Origin of the sequence: Muriicola jejuensis, from assembly GCF_010671595.1 — a bacterium.
GTDB classification, from domain to species: domain Bacteria; phylum Bacteroidota; class Bacteroidia; order Flavobacteriales; family Flavobacteriaceae; genus Muriicola; species Muriicola jejuensis.
Genome location: NZ_JAABOP010000002.1, coordinates 183,356 through 204,738, shown reverse-complemented (window position 1 = coordinate 204,738; position 21,383 = coordinate 183,356). Strand labels below are relative to the sequence as shown.

The 21,383-nt window shown below is 50.5% G+C and carries 21 protein-coding genes and 2 tRNA genes; 9 read left to right on the top strand and 14 right to left on the bottom strand.

Going from position 1 to position 21,383, the window contains the following annotated elements; all coding sequences use genetic code 11:
• Positions 1-32: 32 nt before the first annotated feature.
• The 5 genes from GWK09_RS08970 to GWK09_RS08950 form a co-directional block, all read right to left on the bottom strand.
• Complete coding sequence (locus GWK09_RS08970; protein WP_163692880.1) at positions 33-308, bottom strand: ATP-dependent Clp protease adaptor ClpS; 276 nt, start codon at positions 306-308, stop codon at positions 33-35.
• A 98-nt stretch (positions 309-406) separates the two neighbouring features.
• On the bottom strand, positions 407-1,258 hold the full coding sequence (gene prmA / locus GWK09_RS08965) for a 50S ribosomal protein L11 methyltransferase (RefSeq protein WP_163692877.1): 852 nt from the start codon (positions 1,256-1,258) through the stop codon (positions 407-409).
• Positions 1,255-2,013: a triose-phosphate isomerase gene (gene tpiA, locus GWK09_RS08960; RefSeq protein ID WP_163692875.1), complete on the bottom strand. Its 759-nt coding sequence runs from the start codon at positions 2,011-2,013 to the stop codon at positions 1,255-1,257. The genes prmA and tpiA overlap by 4 nt, the downstream gene beginning before the upstream one ends.
• A gap of 12 nt (positions 2,014-2,025) precedes the next feature.
• Positions 2,026-3,126 carry a BT_3928 family protein gene (locus GWK09_RS08955; RefSeq protein ID WP_163692873.1) on the bottom strand — a complete coding sequence of 367 codons (1,101 nt, stop codon included), beginning with the start codon at positions 3,124-3,126 and terminating at the stop codon, positions 2,026-2,028.
• Between the two features lie 10 nt (positions 3,127-3,136).
• Positions 3,137-3,685 (bottom strand): DUF1599 domain-containing protein, encoded by a 549-nt coding sequence (locus tag GWK09_RS08950; RefSeq protein WP_163692871.1) that lies wholly within the window; start codon positions 3,683-3,685, stop codon positions 3,137-3,139.
• Positions 3,686-3,795: 110 nt separating this feature from the next.
• Between GWK09_RS08950 and folP the strand changes: the two genes are divergently transcribed.
• From folP to GWK09_RS08935, 3 genes are read left to right on the top strand one after another with little or no spacing between them, the layout of a single operon-like run.
• Complete coding sequence (gene folP, locus GWK09_RS08945; RefSeq protein WP_163693429.1) at positions 3,796-4,629, top strand: dihydropteroate synthase; 834 nt, start codon at positions 3,796-3,798, stop codon at positions 4,627-4,629.
• A gap of 42 nt (positions 4,630-4,671) precedes the next feature.
• Positions 4,672-5,457: a diadenylate cyclase CdaA gene (cdaA, locus tag GWK09_RS08940; RefSeq protein WP_163692869.1), complete on the top strand. Its 786-nt coding sequence runs from the start codon at positions 4,672-4,674 to the stop codon at positions 5,455-5,457.
• Position 5,458: 1 nt separating this feature from the next.
• Positions 5,459-6,235 carry a DUF3667 domain-containing protein gene (locus tag GWK09_RS08935; protein ID WP_163692867.1) on the top strand — a complete coding sequence of 259 codons (777 nt, stop codon included), beginning with the start codon at positions 5,459-5,461 and terminating at the stop codon, positions 6,233-6,235.
• A gap of 5 nt (positions 6,236-6,240) precedes the next feature.
• Here GWK09_RS08935 and GWK09_RS08930 read toward each other — a convergent pair whose 3' ends face one another.
• Entirely contained in the window at positions 6,241-8,013 is a 1,773-nt protein-coding gene (locus GWK09_RS08930; protein WP_163692865.1) for an ABC transporter ATP-binding protein, read from the bottom strand.
• Entirely contained in the window at positions 8,006-8,758 is a 753-nt protein-coding gene (truA, locus tag GWK09_RS08925) for a tRNA pseudouridine(38-40) synthase TruA (RefSeq protein ID WP_163692863.1), read from the bottom strand. The genes GWK09_RS08930 and truA overlap by 8 nt, the downstream gene beginning before the upstream one ends.
• A 41-nt stretch (positions 8,759-8,799) precedes the next feature.
• Here truA and GWK09_RS08920 point away from each other — a divergent pair, with 41 nt between their 5' ends.
• Complete coding sequence (locus tag GWK09_RS08920) at positions 8,800-9,294, top strand: metallophosphoesterase family protein (protein WP_163692861.1); 495 nt, start codon at positions 8,800-8,802, stop codon at positions 9,292-9,294.
• Positions 9,295-9,319: 25 nt separating this feature from the next.
• Positions 9,320-9,736, top strand: coding sequence for a VOC family protein (locus tag GWK09_RS08915; RefSeq protein ID WP_163692858.1), 417 nt, complete (start codon positions 9,320-9,322; stop codon positions 9,734-9,736).
• A 60-nt stretch (positions 9,737-9,796) separates the two neighbouring features.
• Here the strand turns inward: GWK09_RS08915 and GWK09_RS08910 are convergent, their stop codons facing one another.
• On the bottom strand, positions 9,797-10,207 hold the full coding sequence (locus GWK09_RS08910; protein ID WP_163692856.1) for a DUF4293 domain-containing protein: 411 nt from the start codon (positions 10,205-10,207) through the stop codon (positions 9,797-9,799).
• Between the two features lie 191 nt (positions 10,208-10,398).
• On the opposite strand from GWK09_RS08910, the gene rho reads away from it, so the two are divergent.
• A complete protein-coding gene (gene rho / locus GWK09_RS08905) occupies positions 10,399-12,012 on the top strand; it encodes a transcription termination factor Rho (protein WP_163692854.1) in 1,614 nt (537 codons plus the stop codon).
• Between the two features lie 129 nt (positions 12,013-12,141).
• Here the strand turns inward: rho and rpsT are convergent, their stop codons facing one another.
• The 4 genes from rpsT to proS form a co-directional block, all read right to left on the bottom strand.
• A complete protein-coding gene (rpsT, locus tag GWK09_RS08900) occupies positions 12,142-12,393 on the bottom strand; it encodes a 30S ribosomal protein S20 (RefSeq protein WP_163692852.1) in 252 nt (83 codons plus the stop codon).
• A gap of 47 nt (positions 12,394-12,440) precedes the next feature.
• Positions 12,441-12,512, bottom strand: a tRNA-Glu gene (locus tag GWK09_RS08895).
• A 42-nt stretch (positions 12,513-12,554) separates the two neighbouring features.
• Positions 12,555-12,626, bottom strand: a tRNA-Glu gene (locus tag GWK09_RS08890).
• An 81-nt stretch (positions 12,627-12,707) separates the two neighbouring features.
• Positions 12,708-14,183, bottom strand: coding sequence for a proline--tRNA ligase (gene proS / locus GWK09_RS08885; RefSeq protein WP_163692850.1), 1,476 nt, complete (start codon positions 14,181-14,183; stop codon positions 12,708-12,710).
• 95 nt (positions 14,184-14,278) lie between these two features.
• Here proS and GWK09_RS08880 point away from each other — a divergent pair, with 95 nt between their 5' ends.
• Both GWK09_RS08880 and GWK09_RS08875 read left to right on the top strand, forming a co-directional pair.
• Positions 14,279-15,613, top strand: a complete 1,335-nt coding sequence (locus GWK09_RS08880) for a hypothetical protein (RefSeq protein WP_163692848.1) — start codon at positions 14,279-14,281, stop codon at positions 15,611-15,613.
• 37 nt (positions 15,614-15,650) lie between these two features.
• A complete protein-coding gene (locus GWK09_RS08875) occupies positions 15,651-17,159 on the top strand; it encodes an OmpP1/FadL family transporter (RefSeq protein ID WP_163692846.1) in 1,509 nt (502 codons plus the stop codon).
• Between the two features lie 45 nt (positions 17,160-17,204).
• On the opposite strand, the gene GWK09_RS08870 is transcribed toward GWK09_RS08875, so the two are convergent.
• Positions 17,205-18,617 carry a T9SS type B sorting domain-containing protein gene (locus tag GWK09_RS08870; RefSeq protein WP_163692844.1) on the bottom strand — a complete coding sequence of 471 codons (1,413 nt, stop codon included), beginning with the start codon at positions 18,615-18,617 and terminating at the stop codon, positions 17,205-17,207.
• A 127-nt stretch (positions 18,618-18,744) separates the two neighbouring features.
• On the bottom strand, positions 18,745-20,550 hold the full coding sequence (locus GWK09_RS08865; RefSeq protein ID WP_204260419.1) for a T9SS type B sorting domain-containing protein: 1,806 nt from the start codon (positions 20,548-20,550) through the stop codon (positions 18,745-18,747).
• A gap of 140 nt (positions 20,551-20,690) precedes the next feature.
• On the opposite strand from GWK09_RS08865, the gene folE reads away from it, so the two are divergent.
• Positions 20,691-21,371, top strand: a complete 681-nt coding sequence (gene folE / locus GWK09_RS08860; RefSeq protein ID WP_163692842.1) for a GTP cyclohydrolase I FolE — start codon at positions 20,691-20,693, stop codon at positions 21,369-21,371.
• The last annotated feature ends 12 nt before the right edge of the window (positions 21,372-21,383 follow it).

Sequence of the window (21,383 nt, the reverse complement as noted above, 5' to 3'; positions counted from 1 at the left end):
CTATACAAAGGAGATAACCGGATGAGAAGGATTCAGACCAGTTCTGCACTCAGACCCGCTTGTAACAGCTTGCTGCACCTGGGTTTCAGATCGTTGTACTCCCCCGTCTTTACGGTACACTTTCCGTTGTAATGAACTATCAGGGAGCACTGTTCCGCCTGTTCCGGCGTGTGATCACACACACTGATCAGGGTGTCAATGACGTGGTCAAAAGTATTTACGTCGTCATTGAAAAGCACGATCTCGTGTTGCTTGACCGTTACCTCTTCAAGCAGCACTTCTTCTGAAAACTTTTCTTTTTGACTCATAGCCGAGAATTTTTACTAATATAACAATTTTTCGGACTTGCAAATTCCAGGAAAAAGATAATAGATAACAATCTCAATATTAAAGGGATATGACTTATTTAGTCCTTGTCATCCCCGAGATATTTGTATCGGACGGCCACCCAAGCATTCCGTTCCCGCCTGGTTTCAAAACGAAGGCCCTCTTCCTGGCATCGACGGGTGATCAGATCGGAATCGGCATCGTAAAAACCGCTTAACAGGAGATATCCTCCTGTCTTTAAATGTCGGGAGTACACAGGCAGGTCTTCAAGTAGGACATTTCTGTTGATGTTAGCCAAAATAAAGTCGTATTCCTTTTGGGGGATGGCCTTTGCATCTCCCTGATAGACCCTGATACCCTCCTGCCCGTTGCGGGCTGCATTTTCCATGGCATTGAGTTGACTCCAGGGGTCTATGTCGATGGCATCGATCTCCTCAGCTCCTTTCATGCCCGCCAGAATAGCCAGAACGGCGGTCCCGCAACCCATGTCGAGCACAGTTGTCTCCTCCAAATCCATTTCGAGCAAAAATTCGAGCATCATGTGGGTGGTCTCGTGATGGCCGGTACCAAAGCTCATCTTCGGTTCTATGACAATGTCGTATTTCACCTCTTTCCTGCTGTGAAAAGGGGCCCTCACCCGGCACTCATCATCTATTTCAATGGGTTCGAAGTGGGTCTCCCATCGTTCATTCCAATTTTCGGGAGGGATCTCCTCGAAATGGTAATGGACCGTGAATTCGGGATTTCGCAAGAGTTCGACCGTTTGAATTAAATCCTCATGCCACTCGGATTTTCGGACATAGCCTTTCAAACCCTGATCGGTCTCCTCGAAGCTCTCAAAAGGGAGGTCGGCCAATTCGGCCAGGAGGATCTCCCTGCCCGGTTCTACCGGGTCTACTTCAAAGCTGTATTCGAGATATATATGGCTCATGCCTGTTGAGCCGCAGCCACGATGGCTGCAAAATCAGCGGCTACCAGAGAAGCCCCTCCAATGAGTCCGCCGTCTACATCCGCCTTGGAAAAAATCTCCCCAGCATTCCCCGGTTTAACACTGCCCCCGTAAAGGATGGGAACCTCCTCTGCTAACTGTTTATTGTAGCCATCAGAAAGGGTTTTACGAATGAAAGCGTGCATCTCCTGAGCCTGTTCAGGGGATGCGGTCTCGCCGGTACCAATTGCCCAAACCGGTTCATAGGCCAGGACGATATGCTCCCAGGAAGGGCCGTCTAGATGAAAGAGGGCGTTCTTCAACTGCCTTTCCACCACCTTGAAATGTTCCCCTTTCTTGCGCTCATCCAGTTCTTCCCCGAAACAGAAGATGATCCGCATCCCCGCTTTCAGGGCAGCGTCCACCTTTTTGGCGAGGAGGGCATCATCCTCCCCGAAGTAAGCTCGCCTTTCGGAATGTCCCAGGATGACGGTTCTCACCCCGACCGACTTGAGCATGTCTGCCGATATTTCGCCCGTATAGGCACCATTTTCAGCGAAGTGCATGTTCTGGGCGGCCACTTCAATAAAAGAGCCTTTGAGCTGTGTTGCGGCCTCCGCGAGATTCACAAAGGTGGGCGCGATGATCACCTCTGCGTCCGACTGTGGGATCTCGGTCCTCAGTTGGGCGATGAGATGCGCTGTCTCTTCACTGTTCTTGTTCATTTTCCAGTTACCGGCTACAATTTTTTTCCTCATGGTTCGATGTTTTCAGTTTTTGAAGGTGAGATCCTCCAGATCGTTAAAATGTACTTTTTGCAGGATGGTACCCCTTTCCAGGACCAGGACTCCCGGATTAGACCTCACGATGGTCTTCAGGGTCGTCTCATCGGTAAAGTAAAAAGGGAAATCGAGCTGGAATTCCCTGATAAATCGGTTGCTTAGGGCTGCGTTGGATGCAGAGACCCCGATGACCTTGTATCCTGCTGAGAGTGCTTTATCGGTAACCTCTTTTACTTCCGTGAATGCCCTGGTATTGCTCTTGGCCAGGTCATAGGCAACCACCATGACCAATTTGGGCTCCGCCATGAATTCCGACGCCTGGTCTGTTCCATCCTCTTCAATGGTAAAGTCGTGAATGGGAGGTTCATATCCTTTCTGAATCTCTTCGGTCTCCACTCCGATGAATTCACCATCAACCGTGGGGTACTCCCCATTCGTTATGAGGGTAGTTTCCTCCCCGTCAACCTTGAAGGTCCAGGCGTATTCAAAGATGGCCTTGGGGGCATCGGGCGGCACGACCATGCCTTCAGGAATGTTGGCGCCGATCTTGTACGGTCTGAAATCCACGGCAGGCAGGTGATTGATCACCTGGTTCACGAAGAGTATGCAGGCCAGGATGCACGCCAGGGTGATGGCCACGGAGGTCTTCGCCCTGAAGAGGGGTTGCACGTATTTCTCGCCGAAAATCAACAGGAGGATCAACACCAGGAGAATCACGTCCTTGGAAAAGGATTCCCAGGGGGTGAGTTTAACAGCATCCCCGAAGCATCCGCAATCCGTGACCTTGTTATAGTAGGCAGAATAGAAGGTGAGGAAGGTAAAAAATACGATCATGCCCAGCAGACTCCACAGCGTGATCTTCTTCTGATATCCCAGCAGCAGGAGTACGCCCAGTACTACTTCCAGGATCACCAGGAAAATGGCGAGGGCCAGAGCGTATGGCGCAAAGAAGGGAAGGTCGAGTACGGCTGGACTAAAATACTCCTCCAGCTTGAAGGAAAACCCGACGGGATCATTGAGTTTGATCAGGCCTGAGATGATAAAGAGAACCCCGACGATCAATCTGCATATGTGGACTGCGATCTTCATGTACGTAATTTTATCTGGTGGATTGTTCTTCGAGGTGGATCATGGCAAAGATGGCGTAGTTGATGATGTCCTGATAGTTCGCCCCAATGCCCTCGCTGACCAGGGTAACCCCCTGGTTATCCTCTATCTGTTTTACCCTGAGCAATTTCTGCAGGATAAGGTCGGTGAGGGAACTCACCCTCATATCCCTCCAGGCCTCTCCGTAGTCATGGTTCTTGTCTTCCATCAGGGCTTTGGTTTCAGAAGCGAACCGGTCATAGAGAGCAGAGGCTTCCGCCGGGCTGAGGTCGGGTTGTTCCACTACCCCTTTTTCCAACTGGATCAGGGCCATGATGGAGTAGTTGATGATCCCGATGAATTCGGACCTCTCATCTTCGTCCACCTTTCGAACGTCTTTCTCCTGTAAACTCCTGATGCGCTGTGCCTTTATAAAGATCTGGTCTGTTAGGGAAGGAAGCCGCAGGATACGCCAGGCACTGCCGTAGTCCTTCATTTTTTTGTCGAACAACTCCTTGCACTGCCCGATGACCGTATCGTATTGTTCAGAAGTTTGCTGCATATCCTTCTATTTTGCGTACATTTCGATCCCAAAAGCATCGGCCTCAAAGGTCGGAGTTTAATCTAAATCGGCAAAATGATTTCTCGCAGATCCCTTGCTGCTTTCCTATGATGACACTGAACTGCAAAGGACACCTGATCGATCTGAGCATTCCGAAAGTAATGGGGGTTCTGAACCTGACCCCGGATTCCTTCTATGACGGTGGCAGATACAAGGATGAACGGAGTATCCTGGTCCAGACCGAAAGAATGCTGAAGGAAGGCGCCCGTTTTATAGATGCTGGGGCATACAGTTCAAGGCCCGGGGCAGACCATATCCCGGTAGAGGAGGAATTGAGGCGCATTGTCCCTGTGGTTGACCTTCTGACAAAGCATTTTCCCGATATCCTCATCAGCATCGACACCTTCAGAAGTAAGGTAGCCAAAGAATGTCTCGGGGCAGGAGCTGCGCTGATTAACGATATTTCGGCTGGCCATTTAGACCCTGCAATGATGGAAACCGTAGCGAAGGCCCGGGTACCCTATATTATGATGCATATGCAGGGGACCCCTCAGAATATGAAGGAGATGAACAGCTACAATGACCTCATGGAGGACATCCGGTATTATTTCTCCGAAAGACTGGCTGCTGCCCGCGCTTTGGGGATGTATGACCTGGTGATAGACCCGGGATTTGGTTTTGCGAAGAACATCGAACAGAATTATATTTTGTTGAGGCATCTGTCCCTTTTCAGAACCTTTGGTGTACCGGTCCTGGCAGGGCTCAGCAGAAAGTCTATGATTTACAAGGTGCTCGGGATCTCCCCGGCCGAAGCCCTGAATGGCACCACTGCATTGCACATGGTGGCCCTTGAAGCCGGAGCGAATATACTCCGGGCGCACGATGTGAAGGAGGCTGTGGAATGTATTACCCTTTACCAACGGCTGAGGGATGCAGATCAATAGGAAGGTACAGACAATTTTTCTAATTTTACAAAAACGACCGGATTGGACTTTCTGAATTTTCTGGATTTTAAAATTACAGACTTCCTGGACATCCTTCTGGTCGCCATACTCCTCTACTATATCTACAAACTTGTCCGCGGTACTGCTGCCGTGAATATTTTCCTGGGCATCGTGTTTATATGGGCCTTCTGGAAGTTCACTCAGTTGCTGGGGATGAAGATGATCAGCAGCGTAGTGGGAGGCTTTATGCAGGTGGGGCTCATCGCCCTCATCGTGGTCTTCCAGCAGGAGATCCGCAAATTCCTGTTGATGGTGGGTTCTACGAACCTGGCCAACAAACGCACTTTTGGGAAGCGTTTCAGTTTCCTGAAACAGGAGGGGATCGATCCGGACCTGAAGGTGAACGTGGTCCTGGAGGCCTGTGAAAAAATGGCAAAAAGCAGGACCGGGGCCATCCTGGTCATAGAGCGCAATAATTCCCTGGATTTTATCAAGTCGTCCGGCGACCGAATGAATGCCGAGGTAAACCTGCCCATCCTGGAAAGCATCTTTTTTAAGAACAGTCCCCTGCACGACGGCGCAGCCATCATCCGGGGCAACCGAATCATCGCCACCCGGGTGATCCTGCCCTTGTCCCAGGAACGCAATATCCCTCTGAGGTTTGGCCTGAGGCATCGCGCTGCTATTGGCATCACCGAAAAGACAGATGCCCTCGCATTGGTGATCAGTGAAGAAACAGGGAGTATTTCTTATATCAAGAACGGTGAATTTATCATGTATAAGGACCTCAAAGAACTGGAAACATTGATCAAAAAAGATTTGCAGTAAGATGAATTGCAAGAATTGCCAAACCCCACAACGCACCGACTACAAGTACTGCCCTGCTTGCGGCGCAAAGGTGGTCGTACATCGCCTTACGTTCAGAAATCTTACCTACGATATCACGGAACGGTATTTTAACCTGGACAATACCTTCATCCAGACCCTCGTGCAGTTGCTTTTGCATCCCGAACAGGTCATCGATGCCTATGTTCAGGGGGTGAGGCGGAAATACCTGAATCCCATCAGCCACCTGGGGATCGCTCTTACCCTCTCTGGGATCTCTATTTTTATCATGCAAAAAACGTTGGACCCAGAGGTCTTCATGGCTTATGGAGGGCAACTGCCTAAGGAAACTGCCGTAAAACTTTATGACGCCATCTACGACTTCTCCACCCTGTTTTTTATCCTGTATATCCCGGTTTTTGCTCTTGCCGGATACCTGACCTTTAATCGAAAAAATTATTTGCTATCCGAGTACCTGATCGCCTATATCTATATTATGGCGCAGTGGAGTATACTTTCATTTCCCTTTACAGTAACAACTCTGATCATTTCAGCTGAATCATATTTGACCCTGAGTTGGATCATGCTATTTGCAATGGTAGCCTATTGCATCTTTTCTATGCAAAGGATTCATAGGTACAAAGCAGGCGGGTTGGTTTTGCGCACTTCTTTATTCTTTGCCCTTGCGGTCATTGGTTATTTTATGATCGTCATTCTCTTCTATATAGTGATGTTCCTCACAGGAACCCTGGAAATTCAGGATTTTGCGCCTAAGCAGTAGATTAATCAAGCTACGTTCTCCTCTTCAGCCAGGAACTGGGCCTCGTATAGTTTGGAGTAGTACCCTTCTGACTTCAGCAATTCCTTATGGGTGCCGATCTCGACGATCTTCCCTGCGTCCATGACTATGATCTTGTCTGCCTTTTTTACCGTGGCCAGACGGTGGGCTATGATGATGGAGGTGCGCCCCTGGGTGATCCTGTCTGTGGCTTTCTGAATGAGCTGTTCCGTATAGGAGTCTACAGAGGAGGTGGCCTCATCCAGGACCAGGATACTGGGGTTGGTGACATAAGCCCTCAGGAAGGCGATAAGCTGTCGCTGCCCGCTGGAGAGCATGGTACCCCTTTCCTTGACATTGTAATCGTAGCCTCCAGGGAGGGTGGTTATAAACTCATGTACGCCTATCCGCTGGGCTGCTTCCTCTATGGCTTCCGTGGTGATAGCGCGGTCTTTCAGGGTGATGTTGTTGGCGATGGTATCCGCAAAAAGGAAGACATCCTGTAGTACAATGGCAATATTCTTCCTGAGGGAGGCCAGGGTGTAATCCCGGATGTCGACCCCATCTACGCAGATGCTGCCGCTGCTGATCTCATAGAAGCGGTTGAGCAGGTTGATGATGGTGGATTTCCCGGCCCCGGTGGCCCCGACGATGGCTACGGTCTCCCCGGCTTTCACCTCAAAAGAGATGCCGTGGAGTACTTCTTCATCCTCGAGATACCCAAAGCGGACATCCCTGAAACTGATGTCTCCCGACACCGGTTTCTTCTCGAAGATCCCGTCGTCCTGTATACGGCTGTCCGTATCGAGGATCTTGAAAACCCGGTTAGCGGCCACCATCCCCATTTGCAGGGTGTTGAACTTGTCTGCAATTTGACGAAGCGGACGGAATAGCATTTCGATGTAAAGGATAAAGGCGAAGATGGTCCCTGCCAGGTCTACCTGAATATTGGCAATATTCCGAAGTCCGCCGTACCAGACCACAAGGCCGATGGCAATGGAGGTCACGATCTCAGCAACAGGAAAGAAAAAGGAGTTGTACCAAACTGTTTTCAGCCATGCATCCTGGTGTTTTTTGTTGATCTCCCTGAATTTGGCGCTTTCTATCTTCTCCCGGCTGAACAGCTGTACGATCTTCATCCCTGTGATGCGTTCCTGCACAAAGGAATTCAGGTTGGAGACCTGGGCTCTCACCTCTATAAAGGCCACCTTCATGGCCTTCTGGAAGAGCCGGGTAGCGTACAGGATAACAGGCAGGATGGCAAAGACCATAAGGGCAAGCCTCCAGTTCATATAGATCATCATGCTGGCGGCAGCCAACATTTTTAAGAGATCCGAGACTATGGTAAAAAACCCCTGGCTGAAGATCTCCCCTATGCGCTGCATGTCGGCCACAGCACGGGTGACAAGCACCCCTATGGAGGAGTTGTCAAAATACTTCATCTTGAATCCGAGCATCCTTTTAAAGAGGAGGACGCGGATGTCGCGTATGACGGATTCCCCAAGCCAGTTGGCGTAATAGTTAAAGAGAAGCTGGAAAACTACCTGTCCGAAAAGTACCCCCAGCATGGCCATAGAGAGCCAGAACAGCAGGTCCATATCCTTTACGCTGATCGCTTTATCAATAATATTCCGAAGGATGTAGGGCGTAAGGACCGCAAAAACAGTGAGCAGAATGCCGGCAAGCGCCACCCCGAAAAAGGTGAGACGGTAAGGCCTGGTCTGGGCGATCAGGCGTTTGAAGAGACGGTAATCAAAAGCTTTGCCTGTTTCTTTATCCATGCGGTTGAAATAGGGATTCCGGGTATAAAATCTTCGTCAAATATAGCCCTTTTGCAGGCACCGAAACCCCGGCTTCACCCCTGTCCCTGCTTTTTATAATACTATTAACATTCTCCACATCCGACTTCCCGAGGCCTACGTCGAGCAAGGTACCGACGATGGCCCTGACCATGTTCCTCAGGAACCTGTCGGCCGTGATCCGGAAGACCAGCCGGGCTCCCTCTCTGCTCCAGTGAGCCTCTTTCAGGTGGCAGACATAGGTCTTTACATCCGTATTCGACTTGGAGAAACATTCGAAATCGGTGTGTTTGAGGAGCTCAGCACAGGCGTGGTTCATAGCCTCCAAATCGAGGGGGAGATGGATCAGATGGGCCCAGTCGTGCATGAAAGGGTCCTTTTTTTGTACCACAACATATTCATAGGTGCGCTCCAGGGCGTCGAAGCGGGCGTGTGCATTGGGAACTACCTTGTAGATCGCCTCCACAGAGATATCCTCGGGGAGGAAGGCATTCAGCCTTCGCACTGCCTCGTCCTTCTCCAGAGGCTGTTCCATATCAAAATGAGCAAACAACTGTCTGGCGTGGACGCCGGCATCCGTCCTGCCGGCACCCACCAGCCGAATATCTGCCCGCCAAAGGGTGGACATAGCCTCCTCCATGGTCTGCTGCACACTCCTGGCATCGGGCTGTCGCTGCCAGCCGTGGTAGGCCTTGCCGTCATAGGCAAATTCGATGAAATATCTCAAGTTGAAAGTCTAATTTTGTACCTTACAAATATACCCCTAAAATGACCAAAATCTTATTGCTTTCAGATACCCACGGCTATTTGGACGAGGTGATCTGTAAATATGCCCGCCAGGCGGATGAGATATGGCATGCAGGGGACATCGGAACCCTGGAGGTGGCAGACGGTTTATCCGCTATCAAACCCCTCCGGGCGGTCCACGGCAACATAGACAACGCGGTACTTCAGAGGGAATTTCCCCTGGATCAGCGATTCACCTGCGAGGGGGTGGAAGTCTGGATCACCCACATTGGAGGGTATCCCGACCGATACAGCCCACGGGTGCGGCAGCAGCTGGCAAAGGATCGGCCCAATCTCTTTATCAGCGGCCACTCCCATATCCTTAAAGTGATGTGGGACAAGAAGCTGGAGCTCCTGCATATGAACCCGGGAGCCTGTGGAAAACAAGGCTTCCACCAGGTTCGCACCATGCTTCGCTTCTCCATAGACGGGAAAGAGATCAAGAACCTCGAGGTGATAGAATTGGGCAAGAGATAAGTGAAAGACCTATAATAAATCCCAAATGGCAACTCCTTTTAATATAGAATTTCTGGACCATGTGGCCTTGCGGGTCAGGGACCTGGCCGTATCCATGAGGTGGTACGAAGAAGTGTTGGGCCTGACTCCCTATAAACTCCCGGAATGGGGGGATTACCCAGTCTTTATGCTGGCAGGAAAAACAGGAATAGCCCTGTTCCCTGCCCAGGGGGAGAGATCTCCCGGAGAAGAAACCTCCAGGAAGCCGGGTATCGACCATTTTGCCTTCCAGGTCACCCGGGAGGAATACGAAAAAGCCAAAAGGTGGTTCAAAGAGTTAGGCCTTCCTTATGAAGAACAGGACCATCACTATTTCCTGTCTGTGTACCTCAAGGACCCTGACGGGCATACCGCAGAACTTACAACCCTGGTGGTGAAAGAAGAAGAATTTTACCTCCCATAAGCAAAAAACCCCGGTTTGGACACCGGGGTTTCACGCACTAATACTACTAAGATGTTAGGTTTAACGTAAGCGGTCAACAGATTTTACAAGATCTTCATCCCTTTTGATGGCCCTGTTGGCAAGGACCAGTAAAACGATAGAAAATACAGGAATCAGCATCCCAATACCCTTCTCCGAGACCTGGGTCTCTCCGGATAGATTTAGCGACCGGTAAACGAAAAATCCCAGTAAAAAAAGATTCACAATCATATTGAAACGGTTCAGCACGAACTGATTCTTTCTGTCCTTGTACTTGAAAATGGCGAGGGCAGCCAGAACCGCCGACACATAAAAGGCTAGCGAAACCGCGATTTCATTCTTTGCAAACACCACGTTGGCCTCTGAATCCGTCCAGAGTTCGACCCAGAAAGGGAGTACAGCCCCCAGGAGGATCACTCCTGTAAGATAAAGGGTCTGCACGCGTTGGATCATAGGCACAAGGTGATTAAGAGCTGCAAAAATAAAGGTCTTTTTAAAAAATTACCATCAATTATTGAAAATATTTTGTAATTTTGACCCGTTATCGAGGATAACACTTACCCACTGGGAACCCATTCCCAAGTAAATCCAAGTATCAAATACTTCAAACTCTTTAGATCTACGTTCAACTTATTCAAAACTCAATGTTTGAGATTTCCGATTTAAAGGCAATGAAGCTACCTGAGCTTCAGAAAATTGCCGAAACCCTTAAAGTACCCAAATACAAAACCCTCAAGAAACTGGATCTGGTCTACCAGATCCTAGATCTTCAAGCCGCCAATCCGAAAATAGTGAAGGAGACCGCGGAGGTCGTGGAAAATGTCGCCCCTCAGGAGCGCAAAAGGGATCGCAATCCCAGGCCCAGAAAGTCCAGGAATGAAGGAGGCGGGGAGTCGCAGGAGACCAAATCTTCCCCCCAGGCTAAGGAGAACAGCGCCCCGGACAAATCAGATGACGGTGGTAAGAAAGACCACCACAAAAAAGAGCATCCCAAAAAAGAGCACAAAAAGAAGGACCATTCTTCCAATGCTCCAAAAGCCCAAAATCAAAATAAATCCCACCACCAGAACAACGGGCAGGACAAGAAATCGATGAATTACGATAAAGACCTCAAAAACAAATACAAACAACCCGAATACGAGTTCGACAGCATCATAGAAAGCGAAGGGGTCCTGGATATCATGTCTGACGGATATGGTTTTCTGAGATCTTCAGACTACAATTACCTGTCCTCCCCAGACGACATTTACGTTTCCCAGTCACAGATCCGTCTTTTCGGTCTGAAGACGGGTGACACCGTACTGGGGAATGTACGCCCCCCAAAGGAAGGCGAAAAGTATTTCCCCCTGATCAAGGTGATCAAGATCAACGGACAGGACCCTCAGGTGGTCAGGGACCGTGTGGCCTTCGAGCACCTCACTCCTCTTTTCCCCCGGGAAAAGTTCAAACTGGCGGAAAGGCAGAGCAATATCTCTACCCGGATCATCGATCTCTTCTCCCCTATTGGTAAAGGACAGAGGGGAATGATCGTATCTCAGCCAAAGACGGGTAAAACTATGTTATTAAAGGATATAGCCAATGCTATTGCGGCAAACCACCCCGAGGTTTACCAGATCATCCTTTTGATCGACGAGCGCCCCGAAGAGGTGACCGATATGCAACGGAATGTAAGGGGTGAAGTAGTTGCTTCCACCTTTGACAAGGAAGCGACGGAACACGTAAGGGTAGCGAACATCGTCCTGGAAAAGGCAAAAAGGCTGGTTGAATGCGGCCACGATGTGGTCATCCTCCTCGATTCTATCACCAGGCTGGCGCGGGCCTACAACACGGTACAACCCGCATCGGGCAAGGTGCTCAGTGGGGGTGTGGATGCCAATGCCCTGCATAAACCCAAACGTTTCTTCGGAGCTGCCAGGAACATAGAGAACGGTGGATCCCTGACGATCATCGCCACAGCGCTTACCGAGACAGGTTCTAAAATGGACGAGGTGATCTTTGAGGAATTCAAAGGAACCGGTAATATGGAACTCCAGTTAGACAGAAGGATCAGTAACAGGAGGATCTTCCCGGCCATCGACCTTATTTCATCTTCTACCCGCAGGGACGACCTGCTGCTGGAAGACAATGTGATACAGCGCATGTGGATCATGAGGAAGTACCTGGCAGATATGAACCCCATCGAGGCCATGGAATTCATGGAGCAGCGTATCAAGCAGACCAAGAACAACGAGGAATTCCTGATGACGATGAGCCAGTAAGGAAACCCTTTTCAGATAAGATCCCGGAGCATTCGTGTTCCGGGATTTTTTTTGGAATGCATCACTCCCTGTAAAAAAAGCAAAAAAAAACCCGGCTCAGAGGCCGGGTTATATCTTAATGCACTTTTCCTAGAGGGTATTCACCATTTTGGTGAGCTTGCTCTTGAGGTTGGCTGCTTTGTTATCGTGGATGATGTTGCGTTTGGCCAGCTTGTCGATCATGCTGATCACAGAAGGCAAAAGGGCGTTAGCCTTTTTCTTGTCAGTCTCACTGCGCAATTTCTTGATTGCGTTTCGCGTGGTCTTGTGCTGATACCTGTTGCGAAGGCGTACTTCTTCGTTCCTTCTGATTCTCTTTAATGCCGACTTGTGATTTGCCATCTTTCTTAAATTAATGTTTTAGGCCGCCTGTTCCGGCAGACACTTTGTAGCCCGTAGGGGAATCGAACCCCTGTTACCAGGATGAAAACCTGGCGTCCTAACCCCTAGACGAACGGGCCTTAAATCAATAAAACAACCGCATCTCTATACGGTCTTCTCAGTAGCCCGTAGGGGAATCGAACCCCTGTTACCAGGATGAAAACCTGGCGTCCTAACCCCTAGACGAACGGGCCATGGGTCTGCGCAATTGCGGATGCAAAAATACAATTATTTTTTACTACCGCAACACCCTCTGATTATTTTTTGAAGGCTCTCTAATACGCCTTGGCGAACAGGACCCTGCGAGCCGATGGCTTGCCGGTGACCATGCACTTCCCGTCCTCCTCTTCCGCAGGGAAGGGGATGCAACGAATAGTCGCCTTGGTCTCCTCCTTGATCCTTTCCTCGGTCTCCGGGGTTCCGTCCCAATGGGCGAGGAAGAAACCTCCCTTGGATTCCAAGAGGGATTTGAATTCTTCGTAGGAATCTACCCGTGTGATATGGTCTTCCCTGTAGGCCAACGCCCTGTTGAAAATGTTCTCCTGGATCTTCTGCAGCAATTCCTCTATGTGGTCTATCACCTCCGAAGCTTTCACGGTCTCCTTCTCAAGAGTATCCCTGCGGGCTACCTCAAAGGTGTCATTCTGCAGGTCGCGCTGCCCTATGGCGAGCCTGACCGGCACGCCCTTCAGTTCGTATTCATTGAATTTGAAACCGGGCTTGTGGGTATCCCTGTCATCGTATTTTACTGAAATCCCCTTCGCTCTCAGGTCTTTTACCAGGGGTTTTACTTTGGCAGAGATGGCCTCGAGCTGATCCAGCCCTTTGTAAATGGGTACGATCACCACCTGTATAGGGGCCAATTTGGGAGGAAGTACAAGACCGTTGTCATCACTGTGGGTCATGACCAGGGCTCCCATTAGGCGGGTAGATACCCCCCAGGAAGTGGCCCATACATAATCCTGCTGCCCTTCTTTATTCGCGAATTTAACGTCAAAGGCCTTGGCAAAATTCTGACCGAGGAAGTGCGAGGTCCCGGCCTGTAGCGCTTTGCCATCTTGCATCAATGCTTCTATACAATAGGTCTCCACGGCCCCTGCGAACCGTTCTCCTTCCGACTTGGTCCCTTTGATCACGGGGACCGCCATGTGTTCTTCTGCGAATTCCGTGTATATATCGAGTATCTTTTCCGCTTCCTCTATGGCTTCCTGTTCCGTGGCATGGGCCGTATGTCCTTCCTGCCAGAGGAATTCTGCGGTCCTTAGAAAGAGACGGGTACGCATCTCCCACCTCACCACATTTGCCCATTGGTTGATCAGCAGGGGCAGGTCTCGATACGACTGAATCCAGCGCCTGTACGTATCCCAGATGATGGTTTCGGAAGTAGGCCTGACGATGAGCTCCTCTTCCAATTTAGCCTCGGGATCCACAATAATACCGCTCCCATCTTCGGCATTTTTAAGCCTGTAATGGGTAACCACGGCACATTCCTTTGCAAAACCCTCCACATGACTCGCTTCCTTACTCAGGTAGGATTTGGGGATAAAAATGGGAAAATAAGCGTTCTCATGACCCGTATCCTTGAACATCCTGTCCAAAGCGGCCTGCATCTTCTCCCAGATGGCATAACCGTAGGGTTTGATCACCATACAGCCCCTTACCCCTGAATTTTCGGCGAGATCCGCCTTTACCACGAGCTCATTATACCATTTGGAATAATCCTCCTTACGCGTCGTTAAATTTTTTCCCATCTGGTGTACTTTGGCATAAATCTTGCACTTTATGTCACGAATAGTTGGGCAAAACTAACTATTTTTAATATGTTCAACAATATAATTTTGTACTCATGATAGTTTCCTTACCCCACCCCAAAAACCTTAAAACAATCGTCCTGGGCCTTCTGGGCATCGGGCTGGTTTCCTGTGGTTCTTATCAACAGGCTTCCTATTACGAGAATGACGGAATTTACGGTTCAGGCGTAGAACAACGCACGGTATACAATGCACCGAGAACGGTTGAACGCCCTTCCCAGAGATCCGTTCAGAAAGAAGATGACGGCATCTATGGCGAATACTTCGGCAGGAAAGCCGAGGAAATAGACCAGTATATGGATAGCGAGATCTTTACAGACGTGGATTCCTACTACAGTGGTGTGGAAGGAGACAGCCTTGCCATGATGAGGGACTCAGACTATTTTGATGATGAGAATACCTATGCAGGCAATCCAGGTTGGGGAGACAACCCTACCAATGTGGTCATCAATATCAATGACAACTGGGGCTGGAACCCCATTTGGGCAGATCCCTTCTGGGGATACAGCAGCTGGTACTGGGGCGGCCTATACAGTCCTTGGAGATGGAATAATCCATGGGGCTGGGGCTGGAACAACTGGGGCTGGGGCTGGGGTGGTGCCTGGGGCTGGGGCGGTGCCTGGGCCTGGAATGGAGGCTGGGGCTGGAACGGCGGCTGGGGATGGAACGGCGGCTGGGGCTGGAACAACTGGGGCTGGGGAGGTTATTACGGAAATCCCTATAACAACCGCTTTGGTTTCAACAGATCCCGACGGGGCTTTTACGACCGGAACGCCTTGGCATCCAATTCCTTCAGAGGCAGGTCCAATCTTAGCACAGCTCGCACTAACACAAGGCTGAGAGATAACAGCGGAAGATCCAATCTAAATAGTTCAAGGACGGGGTTGAGGAGTTCCTCCACCTACAGAGGTGGCACCACTGCCAGGCGATCGGTAAGTGCTGACGCCATTAGCAGGAACCGAAGCTACCGCAGCAGCAGGAGTACGCGCGTCTCTCCCAATTATAACCGAAGTTCTGCGACTAATCGTTACAACGGGTATTCATCCTCCCGAAGCAATACGTATAGAAGGAGCAGCGGAAATACCGTGAGTCCATCCTCTTCAAGGAGTTATCGCTCATCGGGAACCCCCAGGTCTTCCGGATATTCAAGGCCATCAACCGGGATCAGGAGTTCTGGAAGCAGTAGCCGCAGCTCTGGAACTTACAGGAGTTCTGGAAGCAGTAGTCGAAGCTCTTCAGGAAGTTACAGAAGCTCCGGAAGCAGTAGCCGTAGTTCGGGAAGCATGAGAAGCTCAGGCGGTGGAAGATCGTCCAGTGGCGGCGGCAGGTCTTCCGGCGGAAGGTCCTCAGGCCGGGGCGGCAGGATTTAATAACCCCTTTTACATTCACTAATTAAAAACTGGTAAAATGAAAAGAATTCTAACGTTCATGATGGGTATGTCATGCCTGGCCTTAACCGCCCAGAACATCGATGATGTACTCCGATACAGCACGGAAAACCTTCAGGGGACTGCGCGATTCCAGGGCATGGGAGGTGCCTTCGGGGCTCTGGGGGGAGATATGTCTGCGCTGAATATCAACCCGGCAGGCTCGGCCGTTTTCGCCAACAGTCTCTTTACGATCACAGGGGCCAATTATCATCAGAACAACGAGTCTTCCTATTTCGGCTCGCCGGCCACGGAAGTTCGAAATTCCGTGGATATCAGTCAGCTTGGAGGCGTATTTGTCTTTAAAAGCAGAAATCCGAACAGTCCATGGCAAAAGATCTCCCTGGCCATCAATTACGACATGGCCAGGAATTTTGACAATGATGTCTTCATCGACGGGAACGGCGATCAGGGGATTGATAATTACTTCCTGAACTTCGCTCAGGGCGTCCCGTTCGGCCCCCTGCTGATACAGGACGGGGAGTTTATTGAAGAAGCCTATCTCGACATTGGGGCAAACCTCGGTTTCCGGGAGCAACAAGCCTTCCTGGGCTATTACGGAGGGGTGATAGATCCCGTGGATGAGACTGACAACAACAATACCGCCTACGTCTCCAATGCGGTCTACAATACCGTGAATCAGGAATATTTCCGAAGGACCAATGGGTACAACAGCAAACTGACGGTGAATTTTGCCGGGCAGTACCAGAAAAACCTCTTCCTGGGAGCTTCCCTGAATTTCCACGATGTGCTTTTTGACCAGTATACCGAGTTCACGGAAACGGGCTACGATCCCAGCTCCCCAATCTCCTTCGTGAGTTTTGACAACTACCTGCGCACGGAAGGCTCAGGGTTTTCCTTCAGCCTGGGGGCCATCGCGGTGATGAACGAAAATGTGCGTATAGGTGGAAGCTACCAATCCCCTACCTGGTACAGGATGCTGGACGATACTTCACAGCGGATCAATTCTGACCTCGCAGATTCCGAGATCGGATTTATCGATTTTAACGTGGTGAACCTCTTCGAACAATACCGGATCAAAACTCCGGCAAAGCTCACGGGAAGTCTGGCCATCGTCTTTGGCCCACAGGGACTGCTAAGTTTTGATTACGGGTATCAGGACATGGCAGAAGCCGAATTACGTCCTGTTTCAGATCCCAGTTTCAACAATGAAAACACCTTTATCGCCTCCCAGTTGGGCACTGTAAACACCTACAGGATCGGAGGGGAATACAGGATAGACAACGTTAGCCTGCGCGGCGGATATCGATTTGAAAGCAGCCCTTATGAGAACGGTATCACCGTTGGGGACCTGCAGGCTTATTCCTTTGGACTCGGGTTTAACTTTGGGGGCAGCAGGCTCGACCTGGCCTTTAGCCGTTCCGAGCAGACGAGCCAGAACTCTCTGTTCGTGACAGGGTTCCCAACTCCCGCAAGTGTAAATAATGTCAATACGAATATCCTGGTGGGATACACTCTGAACCTGTAAGGAGAGCTACCATATAAAGAAGAAGCCGGCACTCGCCGGCTTTTTTTATCGCACGAGGGAGAAATGGGTCCGCACCGAATTGGCGACGATGATCCCCTGTTCATCCCTGGAGTAATCCAGCCTGAACCAGTAATCCGATGAGGGCATGGGCCTCCCGTTAAAGGTACCGTCCCACCCGATGGTGGTCTCGTCTAGCTGTTTGAGCAATTTTCCGTATCGGTCAAAGATAAAGACCACAGGATCGGTAAGAGTCTCTATCCCCAGGATGTTCCAGGCATCGTGGATGCCGTCCCCGTTAGGCGTAAAGAATTTCGGGTATCCCACCACCAGGAAGGGAATGGGGTCCGTAAAACCGCAGCCGTTCTTATCGTTGATGATCACGGTGTTCTCTCCCGGGGGGACGTCGTAAAATATGGCGGAGTCCTGGAATTCACCTCCGTTGATGGCGTATTCGTAGTTCCCGTCTCCGTCTACCACGATCTCAATATTGTTGCTGTCAGAAAGGTCGTCCAGAATGATCACCTCCTGCAATACCGGGATACCGTAAAAAGTGATCAGGATGTCATCCGTGATGGTAGTCGCCAGGTTGGTGACGATCTCCACGAAATACCTCCCTGAATTGGGGCTGGTCACGGTGAGCTGGGTCTCTGTGGGCCCGGAGGCAAGTACCTGGTCTATCACCCCGTCATCCTCGTAATCCACGCTCCAGGTCACGTTGGCAATATCGGGTCCCGCCGGTGAATTCAGGGCAGAGAGCGTGATGTCCGGGTCGCCTTCACAAGCCACGATGTCCAGACCCAGGAATTCATCCCTCAGGGTACAGTCGAGGGCCGTGTTCTGGTCCTGATCCACCGAATACCCGGTAAAAGTCAGGGAAAATGGTTCGGGGTCCCCGTCGAAGTTGGTGTTGAAATTATTGATCAGCAGGTAGTAGATCTCCCCCTCTTCCACGATGAGCCACTCGTCATAGGTATTCTGGCTGCCCGTCAGGTTGGGTGCCCCCACCTGCCCGTTCTCCGGGTTCACTCCTATTCCTGTGAAATTCGTGTCATTCACTTCGTAGTTGCATCGTATGGGCTGGGCGGTACCATTGCTGATACTCGCACAATCCACATCGGGTCCATAGAGGGCAAAATCCCACTCCGCGGTCACCGTGCCGCTGGTACCCGGCAATGCCTCTATATCAAAACCGATCTGACCCCTTGTCCCGGCCCTGAATACGTACCAGGAGGTATTGTTTTCAATATTGGCCGAACTCACACTACCCTTCTCGAGGCAACCGCTCTGTCGGATCACATCCGGATCGAAATCATCGATATCCCCGCCCCCGTCGGCAAAAGATGTGATCGGGGCATCCGCGCAAACCGGGATGGCACTTCGACAATCCGGGGAATTCTGGGCGAACAGACCTGCAGACCAAAAGCTGACAAAGGCTATACCGCAAATGAACTTTCGCATAGGTTTCGGGGCTAAGTAACCAGGTTTAAACAGTATGTATAACTAGAGGGAGAAGGATTTAGTATAATTTCAACCCACTTTTTTGACCGTTAATCGATGAACGGATTCTTTGTGAAAGCTTTAGTGATCAGCGTCTGAGGGAGAAGTGGTTATTGATGTACCTGGCCTCCACACGCTGCTCATTCTCATCCAGGAAAGAGACCTTGAACCAATAATCGGATGAAGGCACGGGAATCCCGTTGTAAGTACCATCCCATCCCAAATAGTCTTCTTCCATTACGAAAAGTAACTTTCCATACCGGTCAAAGATCTGTACGACGGGCTCCCTCAGGGTCTCTATCCCGACAATCTGCCAGTAATCATTGGCCCCGTCCCCATTCGGCGTGAAAAAGGTGGAAAAACCAACTACGATAATATTCTCAGTAACGGTACCACACCCATTGAGGTCGTTGATCGTGACCGTGTGCATCCCGGGGCTGACCTCCCGTAAAACAGGTGAGGCCTGGTAGGGACCTTCATCGAGCCGGTACTCGAAATTCCCTGGCACCTCATTGACGATCTCCACCGTATTGGCGGTCTGCAGGTCATCGATAAGCACCTGGGAGATCACAGGGGGTTCGGAGACCGATACTGTTACCGTCCTGTTGGCAGCACAGGCCAGTGTGCCCGCAGTATTGGTCACCGTAAGGGTATATTCCCCCGGTTGGGTCACGCTGATCATAGGCGTGGTCTCACCACTGTCCCAGAGATAGGAGTACTGAGCATTGGGGAAGGGTTCTCCGATGAGTTCACCGGTCGTATCCTGACAGATAAAGACCTGGTCTTCGAATGTCAGGTCAGGCGTGGCAACCCCTTCCAGCGTAAACTGCTCGGAAGCGTCATAGCACCTGGGGTTTTCCAGGCTCGACACCCGCACGTAAATGGTTTCTGTACCTGCCGTTAGGGTATAGTTCCTCGGCAAGGAGTTGAGGCCGGCATCGGCGTCTGCCTGGCTGGAGTGATAGCTGACCACATGGGTGGCCGGATCCTGAGGCCCAAGGGCTTCTGGATCCTTTTGTTTCAGGTCGAATGTTCCATTCTCCATGCAAAGAGTCTCATCCGTCAGGGGATCGCTAAAGGGTGCAATGGAAAAGGCTACCTGCACCTCGCTGATAATATTTGGAGGTGCGGGCATGCTTACCTGTACCCGGTACATGGCCGAGGTATTTACCGTAAGCGTTGGCGCGGTCTCCCCGGCAATAACCTGATAGCCAGCACCTGTATCGGCATACCAGGTATATCCGAGGGCATTGGTGGTGGTAGCATCCAGGATGATGGTTTCGTTGTCACAAGCCGCAATGGGTGCCCCTAGCAGGTTGTCTATGATGGAGCAATCCAGGGCATCGTTGGGATTGGTCTCGAAGATCTGACCGGAGAATTGAATGGAGAAACCGGAATTGTTGTTGCTGAAATTGTTGATCAGCAGGTAGTAATCCTCTCCCGGTTCTACCTGCAGCCAGTCCTCGTACTGCACGTTATCTGTGTTGCCGGTCGGATCCTCACCCACTCCCATATAGGCATCTTCGTCGCTATTATCAAAGAAATTACAGCGGATGGGATCGCCCAGGGAATTGCAGTCAGAAGCTTTGTAAAGGGCAAAATCCCAGTCTTCAGAAGTGTCAAAACCGATATTGAAACCCAGCTGCCCTGTCGCTCCCGTCCTGAAGCGGTACCAGGCCGAATTAGATTCGATATAGCCCGTCATGGTGGGTTCCAGACAGCCGCTGTTGGGGGCATTGTCAAAATCGTCCAAACCATACCCCTGCGTACCTCCGTTTACCGGGGTGTTGCTGCAAATGGGAATGGCATTGAGACAGTCCTCTGCCACCTGAGCGTTCAGTACATTCAGGGCAAAAATGAAGAAGAGAATAAGAAAACCTAATGGAATTCTCATAGACAGGCCCGACTTTACATGTAAAACCTAAAAATAACTGACGGGTCGCCTTAACACTAATTTATGTTGTGTACAGGCCTTTAAGCCGCGTAAAGTGCCATTTTATGTATATCTTTGCCCTTTGTTAAAGACCAGATTTCATGAAGATCAAAAGTTCGCTGGAAGACCATTTTGAGGGCGTCGGAGAGGACCATTTTTCCGCTGCCGAGGAAACCCCCATGAGGGCAGATGCCTTCGTCCTTTCAGACCAGGAGAAAATAGAGCGCATAGAGGAGAGCGTTCGGGATGTCATGCTGACCCTGGGGTTGGACCTGGATGACGACAGCCTGAAGGGTACCCCACGAAGGGTGGCCAAAATGTATGTTGAAGAGATCTTCAGCGGTCTTCACCCTAACCGGAAACCCAAATCATCCACCTTCAAGAACAAATACAAATACGGTGAAATGTTGGTGGAAAAGAACATCACGGTCTACTCCACCTGTGAACACCACATGCTTCCCATTGTTGGGAAAGCCCATATCGCTTACATCTCTGCAGGAACCGTCGTAGGCCTGTCCAAGATGAACCGCATCGTAGACTATTTTGCAAAAAGACCACAGGTGCAGGAACGCCTGAATATACAGATCGTCCGGGAACTCCAGAAGGTCCTGGGCACAGAGGATGTCGCCTGTGTGATCGATGCCAAGCACCTCTGTGTAAATTCCAGAGGAATACGGGACGTGGACAGCAGTACAGTGACGGCAGAATACGGGGGCCGATTCAAGGAAGAGGCTGTCCGAAGGGAATTTTTGGAATACATAAACCTGGATACGACCTTTTAACCCTCGAGGAAC